We start from the raw sequence: 21,391 nt of genomic DNA, 5'->3' as shown, positions 1-21,391 counted from the left end.
ACATGTTTGATTATCAGGCTCCGGCCAACTTGCTCAAGGATAAAGTCATTCTGGTAACCGGTGCCGGTAGCGGTATCGGCCGCGCGGCGGCTCTGAGCTATGCAGCTCACGGTGCCACAGTGATTCTGCTGGGTCGCACACTGGAAAAACTGGAAGCGGTGTATGATGAAATTGAAGCGTCTGGTTATCCCCAGCCCGCGCTTGTACCGATGAATCTGGACAGCGCACCAGAACACGATTTTGATGAACTGGCCGTTAAACTTGAAGATGAGTTTGGCCGTCTGGACGGTATTTTGCACAACGCCAGTATTCTCGGCGTACGCACACCCCTGTCGTCCTATGACCCTACCATCTGGCAGCAGGTCCTGCAGGTCAACCTCACCGCACCTTTTATGCTGACCCAGGCGGTCATGCCTCTGCTGGACAAAGCAGAACATGCCTCCATCGTATTTACCTCATCCGGCGTTGGCCGTCAGGGTCGTGCATTCTGGGGTGCCTACAGTGTTTCTAAATTTGCGACTGAAGGCATGATGCAGGTACTGGCAGATGAGCTTGGCAATATCAGCCAGATTCGCTGCAACTGCATCAACCCGGGCGCCACCCGAACCCAGATGCGCACCACGGCCTATCCGGCTGAAAACCCCACCGACAATCCAGCACCTGAAGAAATCATGCCGGTTTACCTCTACCTGATGGGTGATGACAGCCTGGAGGTCAATGGTCAGTCACTGAACGCTCAGTAAACTGCCCTTAAATAAAAAAAGCAGCTTAACGCTGCTTTTTTTGTGGTTTAGGCATTGGTTTTTTGCGCCGTTCCGGCTCCACCCGCTGCCGGGCCGTCTGCTTACGCACCTGACGAACCTGCTCTTTCCGTTGACCCGGCGTCGGCTGAAAAACAGCTTTATCTGACAACCCAACCATGCCTGCCAGGGCATTGACCTGATTACCTTCTAACTCTTTCCACTTGCCCACTTTCACATCGCTGGGCAAAAAGACCGGCCCGTAACGTACACGCTTCAGACGGCTAACCTGAACCCCCTGAGACTCCCAGAGACGACGCACTTCACGGTTACGACCTTCCATGACCACACAGTGATACCAGCGGTTAGCACCTTCCCCGTCAAAAAACTGAACGTCGCTAAAGCGGGCCATGCCATCATCCAGTAACACACCCTCTTTGAGACGCTGCAACGTTTCATCAGCCACCTGCCCGAGAACACGTACCGCATATTCGCGATCGATCTGGGCTGAGGGATGCATCAACGCATTCGCCAACTCGCCATCGGTAGTAAACAACAACAAACCGGTGGTATTTATATCGAGACGACCAACTGCAATCCAGCGACCGGACGGCAGCTTGGGCAGTTTTTCAAATACCGTGGGCCGACCCTCAGGATCATGACGGGTACAGATTTCACCCAACGGCTTGTTATAAATAAGAACACGACGCGGCGTGTCCTCTTCAAACATCATGCTAACAAGGTGACCATCAACGTACACCTTGTCTGTCGGCCCAACTCGATCACCCAAACGGGCATACTGACCGTTCAGCTTGACCCGACCCGCTTCTATCCAACGCTCCATCTCACGACGTGAGCCAATTCCGGAGCGCGCCAAAACTTTATGTAACTTTTCATCTGCCATTGACGCACCTGATACCCGATCAATAAATTTGATCGATATAGACATAAAAAAAGCCCTCTCGAGTAATCCCGAAAGGGCCTGCTGTTCAAGACGATAATTTTAGATCAGGCAATCGTCTTTAGTAAATCCTTTAGCGAAGTGATCCTTAAATACCTGCGGGGTGCGGCCACGTCCAGACCATTCATGCACAACACCTTCTGCATCGGTCACGCGGTATTTTGCTTCAACCTTTTTCTTGGCTGGTTTAGCTTCACCCACTAATTCGAGCAGATCACTGATATCAACACCCGCATCCTGCATGGTCTTACGGATTGATTCAATCTTGGCCAGTTTTTCCTTTTCTGCCGCCAGACGTTCATTTTCTTCTGCACGACGCTCTTCGAGAATTTCAGTGAGATCTGAAATAACTTTTTCAATTTCACTGACGGAAAGTTCGTGGCATTGTTTACGCAAAGAGTTCTTACGAGTAATTACTTTTGCAAATTCTGACATAATGGCTTCACTATCTGTGCTTTTTAAAGTTGTAATTATCTATATAGCGAAAAATGAATCAAGATTCAAAGCCATTTAAATAATATTTTTTTTATTAATTAAAAAGAGAAACATCACCCGCGCCCGCTCTAATTACCTCTGGCACGTCTTCAGTTAAATTAATAACACTGGTTGCCTCCATGCCACAATAACCACCATCAATGACCAGATCCACATGATGCTGCAAGAGTTCCCGCATCTCATAGGGGTCGGTCAGAGGGTCAGTTTCTCCCGGCATAATCAGGGAGGTGCTCATGATAGGCTCACCCAACGCTTCAGTCAGCGCCAGCACAATAGGATTATTAGGGATACGAATACCTATCGTGCGACGTTTTGGATGCAATAACCGACGCGGCACTTCAGAGGTTGCTTTCAAAATAAAAGTATAAGCACCGGGGGTACAGGATTTCAGCATTCGATAATTACTGTTATCCACCTTGGCATAGGTGCTAATTTCACTTAAATCACGACAGACCAGCGTAAAATTATGTTTATCATCCAACTGTCGAATGCGTTTTATTTTCTCCATTGCACCCTTATCGCCCAAATGACAACCTAAAGCATAGGCACAATCCGTGGGATAAATAACCACACCACCACTACGGATAATCTCTACCGCCTGATTGATTAATCTTGCCTGCGGATTCTCTGGATGAATCTGAAAAAACTGGCTCACTGCGAATTTGTCCTTGGTTTAAAACCGAGATAATTTTGAATTATAGATGGTGTAAAACGTGCAGATCCGAATTCAGCATTGGCGGAAACTTACCCAACGCTGTCCAATTACATTCAGGTGTATGAAAATCACTGCCACCGGAAACCATCAACTGATATTGATCGGCAATTCTGAGCAGATGCCTCTGCTGATCAGGTGTAGCACCCGGGTACGCCACCTCAACCCCGTTGCCCCCCACTTCTACAAAATCAGCCACCAAGCGTCGCAATTTACTGAACGTCATCTTATATTTGGTGGGATGCGCAATCACTGAGACACCCTTAGATTCAGCAACCACCGCCACTGCCTCTTCAAGAGAAGGCCATACCGCCTTAATATCACACGGCTTACCTGTCCCCAGATAACGTTTAAACGCTTCCTGTTCAGAGGAGAGTGCACCCGCTGCAACCAAAGCCCGTGCAATATGCGGACGACCCAGTATCTCACTGCCGGCAATTTCGCAGGCACTGGCATAGATATCCGGCAGATTATGTTTTTGTAAACGCCGGGTAATCGATTTCCCCCGCTCAATCCTCAGGGTTCTGACTTTCTCCAGATAATCGCTTAACGAGGATGTTTCAGGATCTATACCCAAACCCAGCAGATGAATCACTCGACCCTCCCAGAGACAGGTCAACTCCACACCCGGGATCAGTTGCAACCCATCAGGCAGCGGTTCACTGCGGAGCGAAAGCACACCCGACACGGTGTCATGGTCTGTCAATGCCAGCACTTCGATCTGGCGTTCCAGCGCAACACCAAGCAGCTGCGATGGGGTCAATGCGCCATCAGATGCAGTCGAGTGGCAATGTAAATCGTATCGCGGCAGCATATTAGGGATCACGGTTCTGTTTAGGTTAAGGAAAGCTGTGCCAAGTTGATGCATCTCTACTGTATATCCGGGCATCCCAACTTTATACTAGGCGGCAACTTAATTAGACACTGTTCAAATATCAGCTTGAGCCAGCGAAATTTTAAAAAGGGTTGTCATGAAGTTATTGTTAGATTTTTTGCCCGTGGTGATTTTCTTCATCATCTACAAGATGACAGGGGATATTATCATTGCCACCGCAGTTCTGATACCAGCGACGCTGGTACAAATGCTGTATAGCTGGCTGAAAACTCACCGCATAGAAACCATGCAGCTGGTCACACTGGGCCTGGTCGTGTTGCTGGGCGGCGCCACGGTGTTACTGCAGGACAAAACCTTTATTCAGTGGAAACCCACCGTTGTGAACTGGTTGTTTGCAATCGCCTTTCTGGGTAGCCACTTTATTGGTCAGAAAACGATTGTAGAGCGCCTGATGGGTAACAGCATCAGTCTACCTGCACAGGCCTGGCGCCATCTGAACATTGCCTGGATTATATTTTTTGTCCTGATGGGTATTGTCAATTTATTCGTGGCTTACAGTTTCAGTGAGGAGATATGGGTCGACTTTAAACTGTTTGGCATGCTGGGCCTGACCGTTCTATTTATTCTGGCCCAGGGTTTTTATTTGTCTCGCCATATTCAGAACTCAGAACATAAGGAGTAAATCCCAGCCATGTATTACGCCATTATTGCTGAGGATATTGAAAACAGCCTTGAACAACGTCTGGCCGCCCGTCCCGCACATCTGGCCAGGCTGGAAGCACTCAAAGAAGCTGGACGACTGTTGGTAGCAGGCCCTCATCCGGCTATTGATTCTGAAGATCCGGGCCCGGCAGGTTTTACCGGCAGCCTGGTCATTGCAGAATTTAACAGCCTGGAAGAAGCAAAAGCCTGGGCCGATCAGGATCCCTACAAGCAACAGGGTGTTTACAAAAATGTCACGGTTAAACCGTATAAAAAGGTTCTACCTTAGATTTACGGAAACTATAATGGTTGACGTTTAGAATAGGGATACAGCATCAGGGAAGACTAAAAGCTCTGAAAACTGGAAAAACGTGGTTTGCACAAAAGCCCCTCTACGACTGTTTCATTATTGAAGCAATCTGGTGAAATGTTGTAATAACCACACAGTTTATTATCATTCTAATTAAAGAATCACATACGTAAGGACAGCAATCATGAAAAAACTCGCACTTGCTACCGGTCTGGTAATGGCTATGGGCCTTGCCACTGGTGCTCAAGCACATCCAGAAAATGAAGGCTACTGGGACGTACAGGGTAAAACCATCTGGAAAACCGGTACTGGTGGTTGCTGGCGTCACGGCTTCTGGAAGCCAGAAAATGCAGTTGAAGGCTGCGATGGTTATGTAGCACCGGTTGTTGCTGCACCAGAACCAGCGCCTGCTCCACACACTCCAAAACCAGTTCTGGTTGACGCTGAAGAAAAACACATTGTTTATTTTGATTTCGACAGCTCTAAAGTCGACAGTGTTAAAGATATCACTGATTACATCGCGTCTCTGAAAGAACTGGATGCAGTGCGTCTGGTTGGTCACGCTGACCGTATCGGTACCAATGCATACAACGACGCACTGTCTGAGCGTCGCGTACTGAAAGTTCAGGACGCACTGGTTGCTGGCGGCGTTGATGCCAACAAAATCACCACTGGCTTCATGGGCGAAACTGCACCAGCGAAATCCTGTACAGGTCACCGCGGTGCGGATCTGATCGACTGTCTGCGCGCTAACCGTCGTGTAGAAATCGCTATCACTGGTAAAAAAGTGATCATGCAGTAATCTGCAAGCGACTTAAAAAAAGGTGCTTCGGCACCTTTTTTTGTGCCTGGAAAAAATCACCCTGCAGAACCGAAGCCACGATAAAACAGAAACAAAAAAGGCATCCAACCGGATGCCTTTTTCATTATTGAGTGCAGTTATTCAACCCAGACCCGCGCATTACGGAACATACGCAGCCATGCGCCATCCTCCTGCCACTCATCCGGTGCCCAGCTGTTCGTTACGGCACGGAATACCCGCTCCGGGTGCGGCATCATAATGGTGACACGACCATCCGGCGTGGTAACACCCGTCAGACCCTGCGGCGAACCATTCGGGTTAGCCGGATACTGCTCAGTTGGCAGGCCATAGTTATCGACATACCGCAGCGCTACTGTACCTGACCCCTGCAGCGCAGCCAGATGATCTGCACCACTGAATTCAGCCCGGCCTTCACCGTGAGCCACTGCGATCGGCATGCGTGAACCCGCCATGCCCTGCAGGAAGATTGACGGACTGTCCATCACTTCAACCATGGCAACACGCGCCTCAAACTGCTCAGAGTGGTTGCGCACAAAGTGAGGCCACAAATCAGCACCCGGAATCAGAGAATGCAGATTGGACAACATCTGACAGCCGTTACAGACACCCAGAGCAAAACTATCTGCACGCTGGAAGAACTGCTGGAACTCATCACGAGCACGGCTGTTGAACAGAATCGACTTCGCCCAACCTTCACCGGCACCCAGTACATCACCGTAAGAGAAACCACCACAGGCCACCAGGCCTTTGAACTGATCCAGCGAGACACGCCCTTCAAGGATGTCGCTCATGTGCACATCACGGGCAGCAAAACCGGCACGGTCAAATGCCGCAGCCATTTCAATCTGACCGTTTACGCCCTGCTCACGAATAATCGCCATTTCAGGACGCGCACCGGTGTTGATGTAGGGCGCTGCCACATCAACCTGAATCTCAAAGCTCAGGTCAGCATGCAGACCCGGATTTTCCGCATCCAGCAGGCCATCAAACTCCTGCTTGGCACACTCAGGGTTGTCACGCAGGGACTGAATTCGATAGGAAGTTTCCGCCCACCAGCGCTGCAGCGTTGTGCGTTTTTCCGAATACACTTCCTCTTCATCAAAATAGAAGTTCAGCGTGTCATCCGAATTGGGCGAACCAATTACCTGAGCAATGTCACCCAGACCTGCCGCATTCAGTTCTGTCAGCACCTGTTCGAGATGCTCACGTTTTACCTGAATAACTGCACCCAGCTCTTCTGCAAACAGCGCCGCTGCCAGCTCACTGGTTTCACCGGCCAGCATGTCGAGATTGATATCCACGCCCACATGACCGGCAAATGCCATCTCTGCAACGGTCGCCAGCAAACCGCCATCAGAGCGGTCATGGTAAGCCAGCAGCAGCCCCTGCGCATTCAATGCCTGAATCGCTGCAAAGAAAGTCGCCAGCAGATCAGCTTCATCAACATCCGGTACTTGCTGACCCACCTGATTATACACCTGGGCCAATACAGACAGACCCAAACGGTTCTGCCCCTGCCCCAGATCCAGCAGAATCAGATCGGTTTCACCCAGATCCGTACGCAACTGTGGCGTCAGGGTCTGACGTACATCGGAGACAGGCGCAAAACCGGAAATAATCAGTGACATCGGTGCAGTGACCGATTTATTTTCGTTACCATCCTGCCAAACAGTGCGCATCGACATGGAGTCCTTGCCCACCGGAATGGTGATGCCCAGTTCAGGGCACAATTCCATACCCACAGCACGCACTGTGTCATAGAGTTTTTCATCTTCGCCCGGATGACCCGCGGCGCACATCCAGTTGGCAGACAATTTAATGTCACGCAACTCAGCAATCGGTGCCGACGCCATATTGGTGATGGTTTCACCAATCGCCATCCGCCCTGATGCCGGCGCATCAATCAACGCCAGCGGCGTGCGTTCACCCATCGCCATCGCTTCACCGGCATAGCTGTCATAAGAGGCCGTTGTGACCGCACAGTCAGCCACCGGCACCTGCCACGGACCCACCATCTGATCCCGTGCCACCTGTCCGGTAATTGAACGGTCACCAATGGTGATCAGGAAGGATTTTGACGCCACCGCCGGGAATTTCAGTACCCGCTCAACCGCTTCGGCCAACTCAAGTGCACTGGCATCAAACGCGCTGACTTCATAGGCCTGACGCTGAACAGAACGGTGCATTTTGGGTGGCTTGCCGAACAGAACACTCATCGGCAGATCAACCGGGTTATTGCCAAAATGCGCATCACTCAGTTGCAGGTGTTTTTCTTCGGTCGCTTCACCTACAACGGCATAAGGGCAACGCTCACGGGCACAGATCGCTTCAAAACGCGCCATATCTTCCGGCGCAACCGCCAGCACGTAACGCTCCTGTGCTTCGTTACACCAGATCGCCAGCGGTGACATGCCCGGTTCATCATTATTGACGTTCCGCAGTTCAAACCGACCACCACGCTCACCGTCTTTTACCAGCTCTGGGAACGCATTGGACAAACCACCTGCACCCACATCATGGATAAAGGCAATCGGGTTAGCATCACCCAACTGCCAGCACTGATCGATCACTTCCTGACAACGGCGTTCCAGTTCCGGGTTATCACGCTGCACAGAGGCAAAATCGAGATCAGCAGAAGATGTACCGGAAGACATAGAGGACGCAGCACCACCGCCCAGACCGATCTGCATCGCAGGACCGCCCAGACAGATCAACTTGGCACCCACCGGAATCTCACCTTTTTCAACGTGTTCTTCTCGGATGTTCCCCAAACCACCGGCAATCATGATCGGCTTATGATAGCCGCGCACTTCTTCGCCCGCCGCACCGTTGACCTTCTGCTCAAAGGTACGGAAGTAACCGGTCAGTGCCGGACGGCCAAATTCGTTGTTAAACGCCGCCCCACCAATAGGGCCTTCGATCATAATATCCAGCGGCGTCACAATGCGGTCAGGTTTGCCGTAGTCCGATTCCCAGGGCTGTACAAAGCCGGGAATTTTCAGATCAGAGACGGTAAAACCGGTCAGGCCCGCTTTCGGTTTTGAACCTTTACCAGTGGCGCCTTCATCACGAATCTCACCACCAGAACCGGTCGCAGCGCCCGGATGCGGTGCAATCGCCGTTGGGTGGTTATGGGTTTCGACCTTCATCAGGATATGAATCGGTTCCTGATGGTAGCCATACTCTTTGCTCTGCGCGTCAGGGAAGAAACGGCCCGCGGTTGCACCCACCATCACGGCCGCATTGTCCTTGTAGGCGGACAATACATTATCACCCGCCACCTCGTTGGTGTTGCGGATCATGGCAAACAGGGATTTCTGCTGAGCTTCACCGTCAATGTCCCAGGAGGCATTAAAAATCTTGTGGCGACAGTGTTCAGAGTTAGCCTGGGCAAACATCATCAGCTCAACATCTGTTGGGTTGCGCCCAAGGTCAACAAAGCTGGTTACCAGGTAATCAATCTCGTCATCCGCTAACGCGAGCCCCAACGTAACATTCGCCTCAGCCAGCGCGTCCCGCCCACCCGCCAGAATATCTACGGCGGTCAGGGGCTGCGGTGCATCCTGACGGAACAGATCCGCGGCTGCTGACAGATCAGTCAGTACGGTTTCGACCATACGATCGTACAGGATTGCGGCAACAGCCTGCTGTGCTGCTTGATCAAGCGCGACCGATGACTGAATATAATAAGCAATACCGCGTTCGACACGGCGAATCATCTGCAGGCCACAGTTATGCACAATGTCTGTAGCCTTGGATGACCAGGGCGATATCGTACCCAGGCGCGGGATAACTAAAAACAGATCCCCAGAGGGTTCCTGAACATCCGCCTTGGGTCCATATCGAAGAATCTGTTGCAAAACTTCCTGTTGTTCAGCCGATAACTGTTCAGACAGATCAGCGAAATGCATAAATTCAGCATATAGCCCGGTAACTTCGGGTACAGTTGCCTGAATCACGGAAAGTAGCTTTTCGTGGCGAAAAGCAGAAAGGGCGGGTGCGCCGCGCAGTGCCAGCATCTCGATGTGAGCCTCTTGATCGGGTCCGGTGATAACCGGGATTACAGGAGAAAATCAGGCATCGGATTTTACCGAAACCGCCAAAGGGTTGCCAGAAAAGCAGTATATGTTTGACCTTAGACGTAAAAAAGACGCCGTACATGCCCTATTGCTGCTGCTGATGTTTTGCATTCCCGTGCTTTTGAGCTGGAACAGCAAGACTCAGCTCGCTGCAATTCAGGAGGCCGGGGTACTGAAACTGGTGACCCGCAACTCCCCTAATACCTATTTCCTGGATAAAGGCGAACCTGCCGGCTTTGAATATGAGCTGGGTAAAGCCTTTGCAGATTACCTTGATGTAAAACTCGAACTGATCGTGCCCATCGATTTCAGTAGCATATTCTCCACCATGCGCCACCGTGATGGGCACGTTGCTGCGGCCATGCTGACGGTAACCCCTTCCAGGGAGGAGGAGTTCCAGTTCTCACCCGCGTATCTGGAAACCTCAGCAGTCCTTATCTATCGCATCACCCAGGGTGAAAAAAAACCGACGACGCTGGCAGAGGCCGCTAATCCTGACAAACAGCTTGTTGTCATCGCAGACAGCAGCCATGCCTCTCTGCTTGCCAAACTTAAAGAATCTCAGCCGGAGCTGGTCTGGCAGGAAACACAGGATTTTTCCTCCATCGAGCTGATGGAGATGGTTCACAATCAGGAAATTGATTATACGGTGGTTGATGGCGTGGCGTTTGACGCCCAGCATTCATTCTTCCCCGGGGTTGAAGTCGCGCTGGAACTCGGAGACCCACAACCACTGGCCTGGATGATTACCCCCTATCATGACAACTCGCTGGCCATGGCGCTGGATCGATTTTTTGCCCGCCCCGAGACCCTTGAGCTGATTGAGCAACTGAAAACCAAATACTTTGAGCGCCAGAATCCCCTGAATTTTTATGATACCGCAGCATTCAGAGAGCATATGCAAACCCGGTTCCCAAGCCTCGAACAGTATTTTCTCATGGGCGAACAGGAAACCGACATCGACTGGCACCTGCTGGCCGCCATTGCCTATCAGGAATCCCACTGGAATCCGGATGCGGTCTCCCCTACCGGAGTACGTGGCATTATGATGCTGACCAATGCCGCCGCCGCCGAAGTAGGTGTAACGGACCGCACCGATCCTCAGCAAAGCATTATTGGCGGTGCTCACTACCTTACCCGCGTAATGGATAAAATCCCGGAACGCATTCAGGGCCAGGATCGGATCTGGTTTGCGCTGGCGGGCTACAATGTCGGTTTCGGGCATCTGGAAGATGCGCGCAAACTGACCTCCAAAGCCGGTAAAAATCCCGACAAATGGGATGATGTAAAACAGTATCTGCCATTGCTGACCCAGGAGAAATATTACAAACAGGTACGCTACGGTTATGCCCGCGGCTATGAGCCGGTACAGTATGTGCGTAATATTCGCCGCTACCTTAAATTGCTCAACTGGGAAATTCAGTTAATGCAAACCCGGCAGCAAGACGAGGCAGCCGATTTTGACCCCGACCATCCCAGCTGGGAACAAGCTACAGTCAAAGAAAATATCCTGCCAGCCCTATAGCCCTTCGACTTTTAATGGGTTGATAAAAAACGGATAAAAATTAATAAGCTATTGAAATAAATAATTTTTTTATCTGTTTTATCCATTTATTGATAACGATCAACTCCTATTTTCTCCGAATCACTTACGCTGCTCTGGCTTGTTAACCAAGAGGAGACACGTAATGCGAGCCGAGATGCTGACCTCCATTTTAAGAAACCTCAACGGCACCAGCGCCGACATTGAAGCCTGCGCAGTGATCTCCATCGACGGTCTGATGATGGCGGCGCAGATGCCGCATGGCCTGGATGAAGACCGGGTGGGTGCCATGAGCGCCGCCATGCTCTCACTTGGCGAACGCACCGCCAAAGAACTGGCCCGAGGTGTTATGGAGCAGGTACTGGTCAAGGGGGACAAGGGCTACATCCTGATGACCAATGCCAGCAAGGATGCCGTACTGACAGTAGTCGCTAACGCCAATGCACGGCTGGGCCTGATCTTTTTCGATGTCAGGAAAGCGGCTGATGAGATTGGCAAGGTACTTGTGTAAATCACGACTCAGCGGTCAGTAACGATATAGGAAGGTGAGACAGATGCCGGAAGCGAATAAACAGGGTCCCCGTACAGTCACGCTACGCTACTTTGATGGCACCCGCCGAGAAGCGGAAATCATCAATCAGGAGGTGCCATACCCCGATGGCAAGTTGATTGTATCGCGCACCGATACCAAGGGGATTATCACCCATGTAAATCGCGCTTTTGTCGAGATGTCAGGGTACAGCAAAGAGGAACTGATCGGCGCCAACCACGCCATTCTGCGTCACCCGGATATGCCCACCGTGGCCTTTGAGGATCTCTGGAAAACCATAGAGTCGGGCAAGAAATGGCACGGATATGTCAAGAACCTACGTAAAGACGGCTGTTACTACTGGGTCAAAGCCACCGTGATTCCAAATATTCGCAATGGCAAGCTGGTCGGCTACACCTCCGTTCGGCGCAAACCTTCGCGCAGCAAAATTTCTGAAAGCGAAACGCTCTACGCGACACTCATGTAAGAGGATTGAAAGACCATGACCTTTAACCTGACCGTGAGTCCCGATTTCGCCCCGAGCCATATTTCCGGCTGGTACTACTTCAATACCTGGCTGCAACGGCAACTGGATGTAGGTATTCATCTGGAGCTCTACGATGATTTTGCCCAGCAACGAGAGGATCTGAAAAACGGCAGCATCGACCTGATTTATGCAAACCCTTATGACGCCTCAATGCTGGTACGGGAACTGGGCTTTAAAGCTGTAGCACGTCCCGCACGCAGACCCGATGAAACCGTGATTGTGACACTGAGGTCATCTGACATTCACAGCGTTGAGGACCTTAAACCCGGCATTACCGTCGCTACCACCGATGATCCTGACGTGCATACCATGGGAATGATCATGCTGGAACCCGCCGACCTAGACCGCTCAAATATCAACACCCGCACGGTGGGTGGATATGTCGTCGTCGCCAAAGCGTTACTGAATGGCAGCGCGGATATCGGTTTTTTTCTCAAGGATGCGTATGAAGAGTTATCTGAGCTGGTACGGAAAGACCTGAAAGTCCTCGTCAGCAGTCAGATCAGCGTGATTCATCATGCCCTGCTGGTCGGCCCCAAAATGCAGTCCCACATTCCGCAACTGAAAGAAAAGTTACTGACCATGGGAAATAATGAAAAAGGCGCCATCGTACTCGAAAACATGGGCCTGAGCGGCTGGGACCCCATGAGCGAAGAACAAACAGAGTTTATGATCGACCTGATCGACACCCTGATTCCGGACTAAGGTTTCCCGCGCCGTACAAGCCGTAACCGGGACGATCAGGATGACTCGGCGTCAGACCCGCGGTTGGCTTTTTTGGCATCACGTCGACGCTGAAAAAACTGGCTGATCTTGGCGCTGCACTGATCAGCCAGCACACCCGCAACCACCTCAACCCGGTGATTGAACCAGGCCTGAGAGAGCAGCTGACCATTACTCTGTACAACCCCGGACTTAGGTTCAGATGCACCGTAGATTAAACGGCGTATGCGGGCATGTACCAGCGCCCCTGCGCACATGGTACAGGGTTCAATGGTCACATACAGATCAGCATCCACCAGACGATAATTACCGACACGGTTCGCCGCATCACGCAACGCCATTATCTCGGCATGCGCGGTAGGGTCATGACCACTGATAGGATGGTTCCAACCCTCACCAATCACCTCGCCATTCAGCACGACAACTGCCCCCACAGGCACTTCACCTGCCTGCTCAGCATGATCCGCCAGCGTTAGCGCCTGATGCATCCACAGCTCATCTGATTGAGCGGTCTCACTCATTTGCCACTTACCATCAATCAACTCAACATTATGCAGAATAGAATGAAAAAGCCTGCTTAAGCAGGCTTTTGATCAATCACTCCCACTCAATCGTGGCAGGCGGTTTGGAGCTGACATCGTAGGTAACGCGTGACACCTGCGGGATCTCGTTGATGATCCGGCTGGAGACTTTTTCCAGCAGTTCATATGGCAGGTGTGCCCAGCGTGCTGTCATAAAGTCGATGGTTTCTACCGCACGCAGCGCAATTACATACTCGTAACGACGACCATCACCCACAACACCCACGGATTTTACCGGCAGGAATACGGCAAAGGCCTGACTGGTTTTGTGATACCAGCCAGAGTTATGCAGCTCTTCAATAAAGATCGCATCAGCTTCGCGCAGAATGTCTGCATAGGTTTTTTTGACTTCGCCCAGAATACGCACACCCAGACCCGGACCCGGGAATGGATGGCGGTACACCATATCGTATGGCAGACCCAGTTCAAGACCGAGCTTACGCACCTCATCCTTGAACAGCTCACGCAGGGGTTCAACCAGCTCAAACTGCATATCTTCCGGCAGGCCACCCACATTATGGTGTGATTTGATTACATGCGCCTTACCGGTTTTAGCGGCCGCTGATTCAATCACGTCCGGATAGATCGTACCCTGCGCCAGGAACTTCACATCCTTGAGTTTGGTCGCTTCATCATCGAAGACTTCAATGAAGGTATTACCGATAATTTTGCGTTTTTTCTCCGGGTCGTTTTCACCTTCCAAACGCCCCAGAAACAGTTCTTCAGCATCGGCACGGATCACACGTACGCCCATATTTTTGGCGAACATATCCATAACCTGATCACCTTCTGCTTTACGCAGCAGGCCATTATCAACAAACACACAGGTCAGCTGATCACCAATGGCTTTATGCAGCAGCGCCGCAACCACAGAGGAATCCACACCACCCGACAGGCCAAGCAGGACCTTGTTATTACCCACCTGCTGGCGGACTTTTTCAATCTGATCATTGATGATGTTGGCAGAGTTCCACAACGCATCCGTACCGCAGATTTCAATGACAAAACGCTCAAGGATACGGCCGCCCTGTTTGGTATGGGTCACTTCCGGATGGAACTGCACACCAAACAGTTTTTTCTGCGGATGGCACATCGCCGCAATCGGCGCGCTGTCAGTTGACGCGATGACCGTGAAACCCTCTGGCAGTGTAGTGACCTTATCACCGTGACTCATCCAGACATCCAGCAACAGGCCGCCATGATTGGCAACATGGTCCTCAATGCCTTCCAGCAAACGGCTCGGGCTGCTGTCCAGACGCACCTGCGCATAACCAAACTCGCGTTTGTCAGATGTGCTGACCTTGCCGCCCAGCTGCTCAGCCATGGTCTGCATGCCATAACAGATACCCAGTACCGGCACACCCATATCGAACACCAGCTCTGGTGCCCGCGGTGAATTACCTTCTGTAACTGACTCCGGACCACCCGCAAGAATAATACCCTTGGGTGCAAACGCCTCGATCTCTTCAGGAGGCATATCCCAGGCATGAATCTCACAATACACGCCGATTTCACGAATACGACGGGCAATCAATTGTGTGTACTGGGAACCAAAATCCAGAATCAGAATACGCTGTGCATGAATATCTTTGGTCATGGCCTTGTGTCTCTCACTTTGCCGGCGACTGGGCCTGCAAAAAAAAAATGGGGCAGCTCAGTTACCACCCCACTTCTGGAATCCGAAGTTGTTAACCAACCCGATAATTAGGTGCTTCTTTGGTGATGCTGACATCGTGCACGTGGCTTTCCTGCATGCCCGCATTGGTAATGCGAACAAACTGCGGCACGGTGCGCATATTTTCAATGGTAGCACTGCCGGTGTAACCCATCGCAGCGCGCAGACCACCCACCAGTTGATGCACCACACCGCCCATAGGACCCTTGCATGGCACACGGCCTTCGATACCTTCCGGCACCAACTTCTCAACGCCTTTGGAGGCATCCTGGAAGTAACGGTCAGACGAGCCGGTGCTCTGACCCATGGCACCCAGAGAACCCATGCCACGGTAGGATTTAAACGCACGGCCCTGGAACAGCTCAACTTCGCCTGGGGCTTCGTCGGTACCCGCCAGCATCGAACCCACCATAATGGTAGATGCACCCGCAACAATCGCCTTAGCCAGATCGCCGGAGAAACGCACGCCACCATCCGCCACAACCGGAATACCACGCTCATTCATCACTGCAGCCACATTAGCAACTGCGCTGATCTGAGGCACGCCAACCCCGGCAACAATACGAGTGGTACAGATAGAACCGGGGCCAATGCCCACTTTCACACCATCCGCACCGGCATCCGCCAGCGCAATCGCCGCTTCAGCCGTGGCGATGTTACCCCCAATCACCTGAACCTGCGGGAAATTCTGCTTCACCCAGGCTACGCGGTCGATCACACCTTTGGAGTGACCATGGGCGGTATCTACAATGATCACATCCACACCGGCATCTACCAGCGCTTTAACACGATCCGGCGTTTCCTGACCGGTACCCACCGCAGCACCCACCAGCAGACGGCCGCGGCTGTCTTTTGCTGCATTTGGGTGAGACTGGGCTTTGTTCATATCCTTAACGGTCATCATGCCCTGCAGTTTAAAGGCATCATCCACCACCAGAATTTTTTCAATACGGTGTTTACGCAGCAGGTTGCGTACAACATCAGGGTCCACACCCTCTTTCACTGTCACCAGACGATCTTTGGGCGTCATAATGGAGGCAACAGAGGCTTCCATCTTGTGTTCAAAACGGAAATCCCGGTCTGTGACAATACCGACCAGATTGCCATCATCGACTACCGGAAAACCTGAAAAGCCGACTTCAATCGCCAGCTGACGTAGATCACCCACGGTCATATCGGAACGACAGGTCACAGGGTCATTCACAACACCAGACTCAAATTTCTTGACCTTGCGGACTTCTGCGGCCTGCTGATCAATGGTCAGGTTTTTGTGAATAATGCCAATACCGCCTTCCTGCGCCATGGCAATCGCCAGGGAGGATTCAGTTACAGTGTCCATCGCGGCGGAGACCAGCGGAATATTCAGTTGAATCTCGCGGGTCAGGCGAGTTTTCAGGGATACGTCCTTGGGCAATACCTCAGAGTAGCCCGGAACCAGCAACACATCGTCAAAAGTGAGTGCTTCCTCAACAATTCGCAACATTCTATGCCCGCCTGTAGTCCAGTAAAAAGTTAAACGCGAAATTATACAGATTTGCCCAATTACGGACAATCCAAATCTAGTGCAAAAGTCGATAAACGCCAGTGATTCAGCACGCATATTCGGGTTAAAAGTAAGAGGACTCACTGCCAACTTCTTAACAGTTCATATACCATGGCGTCATGTCAGAACAATTTAACCCGACTCCGCTTGCGCTGAGTGTCAGCGAGCTCAACCGACAGGTCAAAAACCTGCTGGAACGTGCTTTTCTCACCATTCAGGTGGTGGGGGAGATTTCCAATTTTGTCCGCCCTAGTTCCGGCCACTGGTATTTCACCCTGAAAGATGAGCGGGCGCAGGTGCGTTGTGCGTTATTCCGTCAATACAATCAACGTCTGAGCAGCATCCCCAAGCAGGGTGATCGGGTTCAGGTACGCGCCAAGGTCAGCCTGTATGAAGGCCGCGGTGATTATCAGCTGATTTGCGAATCGCTTGAACCGGAAGGCAGTGGCGCCCTGCAGCGCGCCTATGAAGACCTGAAAAACAAACTGCAGCAGGAAGGCCTGTTTGATACCGGTCATAAACGACCCCTGCCCACCCACCCAAGACATATTGGTGTTATCACCTCAGCCACCGGCGCGGCCATACATGACATTCTGACGGTTTTTAAACGCCGCTTTCCTGCCTTGCCTATCACCTTATACCCCACCGCGGTGCAGGGTGCCGATGCAGCGGGACAGATCTGTCAGGCGATACGTCTTGCCGAACAACATGCCCAATGTGATGTCCTGATCATCGGCCGCGGCGGTGGTTCGCTGGAAGATCTCTGGCCGTTTAATGAAGAGCGCGTCGCGCGGGCTATCTTCAACTGTTCATTGCCGGTTGTCAGTGCCGTAGGCCATGAAGTGGATGTGGTGATCTCTGATCTTGTCGCGGATCTGCGAGCCCCTACCCCCTCTGCCGCTGCCGAATTACTGAGTCCGGACCGCCAGCAACTGCAATTTCGCTTACGCCAGCTGGAACAGCGTCTGCAACGCAGCACACGCCAACGCATCCAGCAGCAACGGCAGCAACTCCAGAGTCTGAAAGCGCGCTTACGCCATCCGGGACAAACCCTGCGTGAACAGGCCCAGCGGCTGGATCATCTTGAGCTGCGATTAATGCAGGCCTTGCAAAGACGGCTGCAGTCCAAACAGGATCGACTCAACCAGCTGAGCACACGGCTCAAATACCGTTCACCTGAGCAGCTAAGGCAACGGCTGCAGGAAAAACTCAATACATTGAACCGTCAGTTGACCCGCCAGTCTGAAGTGCTTGTCCGCCTGAAAAAACAGCAACTGGCCATGGCAGTGGCTCGCCTGCAAGGCATCAGCCCACTGGCAACACTGGAGCGCGGCTATGCCATTGTGACGGACCAGCAGGGGCATGTATTGACTGCCACAACCGACATACAACCCGGCGATCAGGTATCTGCCCGCCTGCACAAAGGCAGCCTGCTTTGCACTGTAAACGCAACTCAACCGGATTAACTATGCGCACATTGATATTGTTTCTGAGTTTATTGTTACCCCTCTCAGCACTGGCACTGCCCAAAGAATCCAGAGTGCCCGGTGGCGTAGCACTGCTGCCGCTGAAAGGTATCAACACGGCTCACCTGCCCTCAACCTGGTATCGCAGCAATCGCGTGATGGTCATTCCCAGTATCAATACCGAATTTGCCGATCAGGCAAAATGGGTCGCGGTAGTTGGTATCCCGCTGAGCGCCAAAATCACTGAACAACAGCATGTTCGCTCTGAGGGCACTTCGTTCTATTTTTCAATTCAGGACAAAGCGTACGAGGCGCAATACCTGACGGTACCCAACAAACGTCATGTCGATCCAAACCCGGAGGATGTCGCGCGCTGGCAACGCGAACGGACAAAGATGAACAAGGCGTTTGTTGCCTGGAGTGAACCGTCACAGCCGGTGACAACATTTGGCCTGCCGACTCAGGGTCCCTTTAGCAGCGCTTTTGGCCTGAAACGTTTTTTTAATGAGCAACCGCGCAAACCCCATAGCGGTCTGGATATTGCCGCCCCACAGGGTACACCCATCACTGCACCGGCTGCAGGCATCGTGGTCGATACCGGCGAGTACTTTTTTAACGGCAACACTGTGATCATCGACCACGGTTTTGGCCTGACCACCCTGTATTGCCATATGAGTCGTATCGATGTCACCGAAGGTGATCAGCTCAAGCCGGGGGATATCATTGGCGCTGTAGGTAAAACCGGACGCGTCACCGGTGCGCACTTACATTGGAGCGTGAGCTTGAATAACACCCGGGTCGACCCCACACTGTTTCTTTCAGAGTAAAGGGCTTCGGCCAACACCCAACCGATTGGAATGAATAATGACTGACACAACACTTGAATCACTGGAGCAACATGCCAGCTACGGCATCGGACGCCAGATGGGCGATCAACTGGCACAGAACGGCTTTGAAGGCCTTGATCTGAATGCAGTTGCACTGGGGATTTCAGATGCTTACCAGGGTGAAAGCCTGCGTGTAGACGCTGCCAAAATCCAGCAGGCGTTTAATACCATCAATGATCGTATTCGCGAAGCCCGTGAAGCGGAAGCTAAAGCTGCCGCCGCTGAAGGTGAAAACTTCCTGGCGGAAAATGCCAAGCGCTCAGAAGTCGTGGTCCTGGAATCCGGTCTGCAGTATGAAATTGTTGAAGCCGGTGACAGCAGTTCTGAGAAGCCTTCCAAGTCTTCCAAAGTCCGCACCCATTATCACGGCACCTTTATCGACGGTAAGGTCTTCGACAGCTCTTACAACCGCGGTCAGCCAGCTGAGTTTCCTGTTGGCGGCGTGATTGCAGGCTGGACTGAAGCGCTGCAGCTGATGAACACCGGCGCCAAATGGCGTCTCTACATTCCTTATCAGCTGGCTTACGGCGCTCAGGGTTCTCCGGGTGGCATTCCGCCCTACTCAGCCCTGATCTTTGATGTAGAACTGCTCGATATCCTTTAATTTCTGGCACCTTAGGGAGTCCAATATGCAACTGAATTTTCAGACTCAGGGCGAAGGTCCTCCGCTGATTATCATGCACGGTCTGTTTGGCTCCCTTGGCAACTGGGCGGGCATTGCCCGCCAGTTGGCCGCCGAGTTTCACGTTATCTGCGTCGACCTGCGCAATCACGGCAAATCACCCCATGACCCGCTGATGACCTATGACATTATGGCCAGGGATATTGTCAAATTGCTGGATCAGCTTGGCTTTGATGAGGCCCATATTCTGGGTCACTCCATGGGTGGCAAGGTAGCCATGCAACTGGCGCTGAACCACGCAGATTACGTTAAAAAGCTGATTGTGGTTGATATCGCACCCGTGCGTTACCCCCGGCAACATGACAATGTATTTGAAGGGTTACGCTCAATCGACCTGGCGTCACTGAAATCAAGAAACGACGCCGATGAACAGTTGGCAGTACATATTCCTGAAGCCAGCGTCAGGGCTTTTCTGCTGACTAATCTGTACCGCAAGGAACAGAACAGTTTTGGCTGGAGAATGAATCTGGAAGGTCTCTTCCAAAATTACGATGAGATTGCCGCCGCGCCCCATGGCGAGCCGTTCAAAGGCCCGACTCTGTTTATCAAAGGGGGGAATTCCGATTACCTGCTGGGCGAGTACCGCTCGACCATTCTCAGCCACTTCCCCAACGCTGGTTACCAGATCATGCGCAACACCGGTCACTGGCCCCATGCAGAGCAACCTACCGAGTTTACCGGCATTGTTCGACGTTTCCTGTTAAGCGAAAGCTGAGTTCAGACCGTCAGGTCAACCAGAGAACCGGCAGGATAAAGCTGCTCCATCACACCGGCATCGAAGAGTTTGCGGTTAAGTTCCGCCAGTTGCTGGCTAATAGCAGCCATGCGGGCACTGTTTAACTCAAACTGATTCGGCTGATCTTCTGTGTCATCAATCCGTTCTGCATCAGTTTCAGTTTTTTCTACCTGTGTCGTCTCCCGTACCACAGGCGTTGCATTCTCACTCTCCACTGAGTCACTACGCGCTACCCGGGCAATTTCAGCACGCGCTTCAGCTGCCATCACTCGGGCCTGAGCTGCGGCGTTGCGATCAGCCGGAGAGGGATCAGGCACTGCCAAAGCCGCCCGCTGTACCATTGTGGCTTTTTCCAGAGTTGCCTGCGGGTTATTGGGAATTGGCGTGGTATCGATCTGCACTTCACCAGACACCGCATAAAGGCGGCCATCCGGCCCGCGTTCGTAGGTATAGCTGGGCGCCGAGGTATAACGTCCGCCTACCGTTGCATGTATCCGTTCATGGTTTCGGACTTCACTGTCACGTTGCGCAAGCTGGCGGATCAGTTGCTGCTGTTCGGGATCAAATGAAGCATTCTGTGCGGCCCCGTTGGAATTAATAGCTGTGTTTGCCGCGGGTTGTGCCTGATTTGATGCAGCCCCCTGCTGTTCATTCAACAGGCGATTTTTTGCAGCCTCGGATAGGGTCACATCGACATCAGATGCATTTGCTTCACGGGTGGTGCTGGCCGAGGAAATAGCAGATACAGGCGCGACACTGCCCCTCCCTGAGGTATTCAGAGATTGCGCTGGCGCAGTGACTGCCAGGTTCATCTGCACGATA

Annotated in this window: 21 protein-coding genes; 12 read left to right on the top strand and 9 right to left on the bottom strand. The window is 52.1% G+C overall.

Features of this window, described 5'->3' with window-relative positions; all coding sequences use genetic code 11:
- The first annotated feature begins 2 nt into the window (after positions 1-2).
- Positions 3-743 carry a YciK family oxidoreductase gene (locus tag P2G53_RS05475; RefSeq protein WP_275814965.1) on the top strand — a complete coding sequence of 247 codons (741 nt, stop codon included), beginning with the start codon at positions 3-5 and terminating at the stop codon, positions 741-743.
- Positions 744-768: 25 nt separating this feature from the next.
- Here the strand turns inward: P2G53_RS05475 and rluB are convergent, their stop codons facing one another.
- The 4 genes from rluB to P2G53_RS05455 all read right to left on the bottom strand — a co-directional run bounded on the left by rluB (position 769) and on the right by P2G53_RS05455 (position 3,722).
- The gene (rluB, locus tag P2G53_RS05470; protein WP_275815255.1) at positions 769-1,644 is read right to left on the bottom strand and encodes a 23S rRNA pseudouridine(2605) synthase RluB; all 876 of its coding nucleotides are present in this window, start codon (positions 1,642-1,644) and stop codon (positions 769-771) included.
- A gap of 99 nt (positions 1,645-1,743) precedes the next feature.
- Positions 1,744-2,136, bottom strand: a complete 393-nt coding sequence (locus P2G53_RS05465; RefSeq protein WP_275814962.1) for an H-NS histone family protein — start codon at positions 2,134-2,136, stop codon at positions 1,744-1,746.
- 94 nt (positions 2,137-2,230) lie between these two features.
- Positions 2,231-2,851: an L-threonylcarbamoyladenylate synthase gene (locus tag P2G53_RS05460; protein WP_275814959.1), complete on the bottom strand. Its 621-nt coding sequence runs from the start codon at positions 2,849-2,851 to the stop codon at positions 2,231-2,233.
- A 40-nt stretch (positions 2,852-2,891) separates the two neighbouring features.
- Positions 2,892-3,722, bottom strand: a complete 831-nt coding sequence (locus P2G53_RS05455) for a PHP domain-containing protein (RefSeq protein WP_275814956.1) — start codon at positions 3,720-3,722, stop codon at positions 2,892-2,894.
- Between the two features lie 157 nt (positions 3,723-3,879).
- On the opposite strand from P2G53_RS05455, the gene P2G53_RS05450 reads away from it, so the two are divergent.
- The 3 genes from P2G53_RS05450 to P2G53_RS05440 all read left to right on the top strand — a co-directional run bounded on the left by P2G53_RS05450 (position 3,880) and on the right by P2G53_RS05440 (position 5,557).
- Positions 3,880-4,425, top strand: a complete 546-nt coding sequence (locus P2G53_RS05450; RefSeq protein WP_275814953.1) for a septation protein A — start codon at positions 3,880-3,882, stop codon at positions 4,423-4,425.
- Positions 4,426-4,434: 9 nt separating this feature from the next.
- Positions 4,435-4,734 (top strand): YciI family protein, encoded by a 300-nt coding sequence (locus P2G53_RS05445; protein WP_275814950.1) that lies wholly within the window; start codon positions 4,435-4,437, stop codon positions 4,732-4,734.
- A gap of 205 nt (positions 4,735-4,939) precedes the next feature.
- Positions 4,940-5,557, top strand: a complete 618-nt coding sequence (locus P2G53_RS05440; RefSeq protein WP_275814947.1) for an OmpA family protein — start codon at positions 4,940-4,942, stop codon at positions 5,555-5,557.
- 137 nt (positions 5,558-5,694) lie between these two features.
- Here P2G53_RS05440 and purL read toward each other — a convergent pair whose 3' ends face one another.
- Positions 5,695-9,597: a phosphoribosylformylglycinamidine synthase gene (gene purL / locus P2G53_RS05435; RefSeq protein ID WP_275814944.1), complete on the bottom strand. Its 3,903-nt coding sequence runs from the start codon at positions 9,595-9,597 to the stop codon at positions 5,695-5,697.
- Between the two features lie 106 nt (positions 9,598-9,703).
- On the opposite strand from purL, the gene mltF reads away from it, so the two are divergent.
- The 4 genes from mltF to P2G53_RS05415 all read left to right on the top strand — a co-directional run bounded on the left by mltF (position 9,704) and on the right by P2G53_RS05415 (position 12,981).
- Complete coding sequence (gene mltF, locus P2G53_RS05430; RefSeq protein ID WP_275814942.1) at positions 9,704-11,182, top strand: membrane-bound lytic murein transglycosylase MltF; 1,479 nt, start codon at positions 9,704-9,706, stop codon at positions 11,180-11,182.
- A gap of 163 nt (positions 11,183-11,345) precedes the next feature.
- Positions 11,346-11,711, top strand: a complete 366-nt coding sequence (locus P2G53_RS05425; protein ID WP_275814939.1) for a roadblock/LC7 domain-containing protein — start codon at positions 11,346-11,348, stop codon at positions 11,709-11,711.
- Between the two features lie 43 nt (positions 11,712-11,754).
- Positions 11,755-12,216, top strand: a complete 462-nt coding sequence (locus P2G53_RS05420; RefSeq protein WP_275814936.1) for a PAS domain-containing protein — start codon at positions 11,755-11,757, stop codon at positions 12,214-12,216.
- A 15-nt stretch (positions 12,217-12,231) separates the two neighbouring features.
- On the top strand, positions 12,232-12,981 hold the full coding sequence (locus P2G53_RS05415; protein ID WP_275814933.1) for a phosphate/phosphite/phosphonate ABC transporter substrate-binding protein: 750 nt from the start codon (positions 12,232-12,234) through the stop codon (positions 12,979-12,981).
- A gap of 35 nt (positions 12,982-13,016) precedes the next feature.
- On the opposite strand, the gene tadA is transcribed toward P2G53_RS05415, so the two are convergent.
- The 3 genes from tadA to guaB form a co-directional block, all read right to left on the bottom strand.
- Positions 13,017-13,520 carry a tRNA adenosine(34) deaminase TadA gene (gene tadA, locus P2G53_RS05410; protein WP_275814930.1) on the bottom strand — a complete coding sequence of 168 codons (504 nt, stop codon included), beginning with the start codon at positions 13,518-13,520 and terminating at the stop codon, positions 13,017-13,019.
- Positions 13,521-13,596: 76 nt separating this feature from the next.
- Positions 13,597-15,177 carry a glutamine-hydrolyzing GMP synthase gene (guaA, locus tag P2G53_RS05405; protein WP_275814927.1) on the bottom strand — a complete coding sequence of 527 codons (1,581 nt, stop codon included), beginning with the start codon at positions 15,175-15,177 and terminating at the stop codon, positions 13,597-13,599.
- A gap of 91 nt (positions 15,178-15,268) precedes the next feature.
- The gene (gene guaB / locus P2G53_RS05400) at positions 15,269-16,738 is read right to left on the bottom strand and encodes an IMP dehydrogenase (protein WP_275814924.1); all 1,470 of its coding nucleotides are present in this window, start codon (positions 16,736-16,738) and stop codon (positions 15,269-15,271) included.
- Positions 16,739-16,917: 179 nt separating this feature from the next.
- On the opposite strand from guaB, the gene xseA reads away from it, so the two are divergent.
- The 4 genes from xseA to P2G53_RS05380 are packed head-to-tail and all read left to right on the top strand — an operon-like array spanning position 16,918 to position 20,548.
- Positions 16,918-18,264, top strand: a complete 1,347-nt coding sequence (gene xseA, locus P2G53_RS05395; protein ID WP_275814921.1) for an exodeoxyribonuclease VII large subunit — start codon at positions 16,918-16,920, stop codon at positions 18,262-18,264.
- Between the two features lie 2 nt (positions 18,265-18,266).
- Complete coding sequence (locus P2G53_RS05390) at positions 18,267-19,091, top strand: peptidoglycan DD-metalloendopeptidase family protein (protein ID WP_275814918.1); 825 nt, start codon at positions 18,267-18,269, stop codon at positions 19,089-19,091.
- Between the two features lie 37 nt (positions 19,092-19,128).
- Positions 19,129-19,755, top strand: a complete 627-nt coding sequence (locus P2G53_RS05385) for an FKBP-type peptidyl-prolyl cis-trans isomerase (protein WP_275814916.1) — start codon at positions 19,129-19,131, stop codon at positions 19,753-19,755.
- Between the two features lie 25 nt (positions 19,756-19,780).
- Positions 19,781-20,548, top strand: a complete 768-nt coding sequence (locus P2G53_RS05380) for an alpha/beta fold hydrolase (RefSeq protein WP_275814913.1) — start codon at positions 19,781-19,783, stop codon at positions 20,546-20,548.
- 2 nt (positions 20,549-20,550) lie between these two features.
- On the opposite strand, the gene P2G53_RS05375 is transcribed toward P2G53_RS05380, so the two are convergent.
- The gene (locus tag P2G53_RS05375; protein WP_275815253.1) at positions 20,551-21,381 is read right to left on the bottom strand and encodes a putative metalloprotease CJM1_0395 family protein; all 831 of its coding nucleotides are present in this window, start codon (positions 21,379-21,381) and stop codon (positions 20,551-20,553) included.
- Positions 21,382-21,391 lie beyond the last annotated feature (10 nt).

The organism is Neptuniibacter sp. CAU 1671 (assembly GCF_029222905.1).
Lineage (GTDB): Bacteria > Pseudomonadota > Gammaproteobacteria > Pseudomonadales > Balneatricaceae > Neptuniibacter.
Note: the sequence above shows the minus strand (reverse complement) of the source record. Positions and strands in the feature narration are given on the sequence as shown.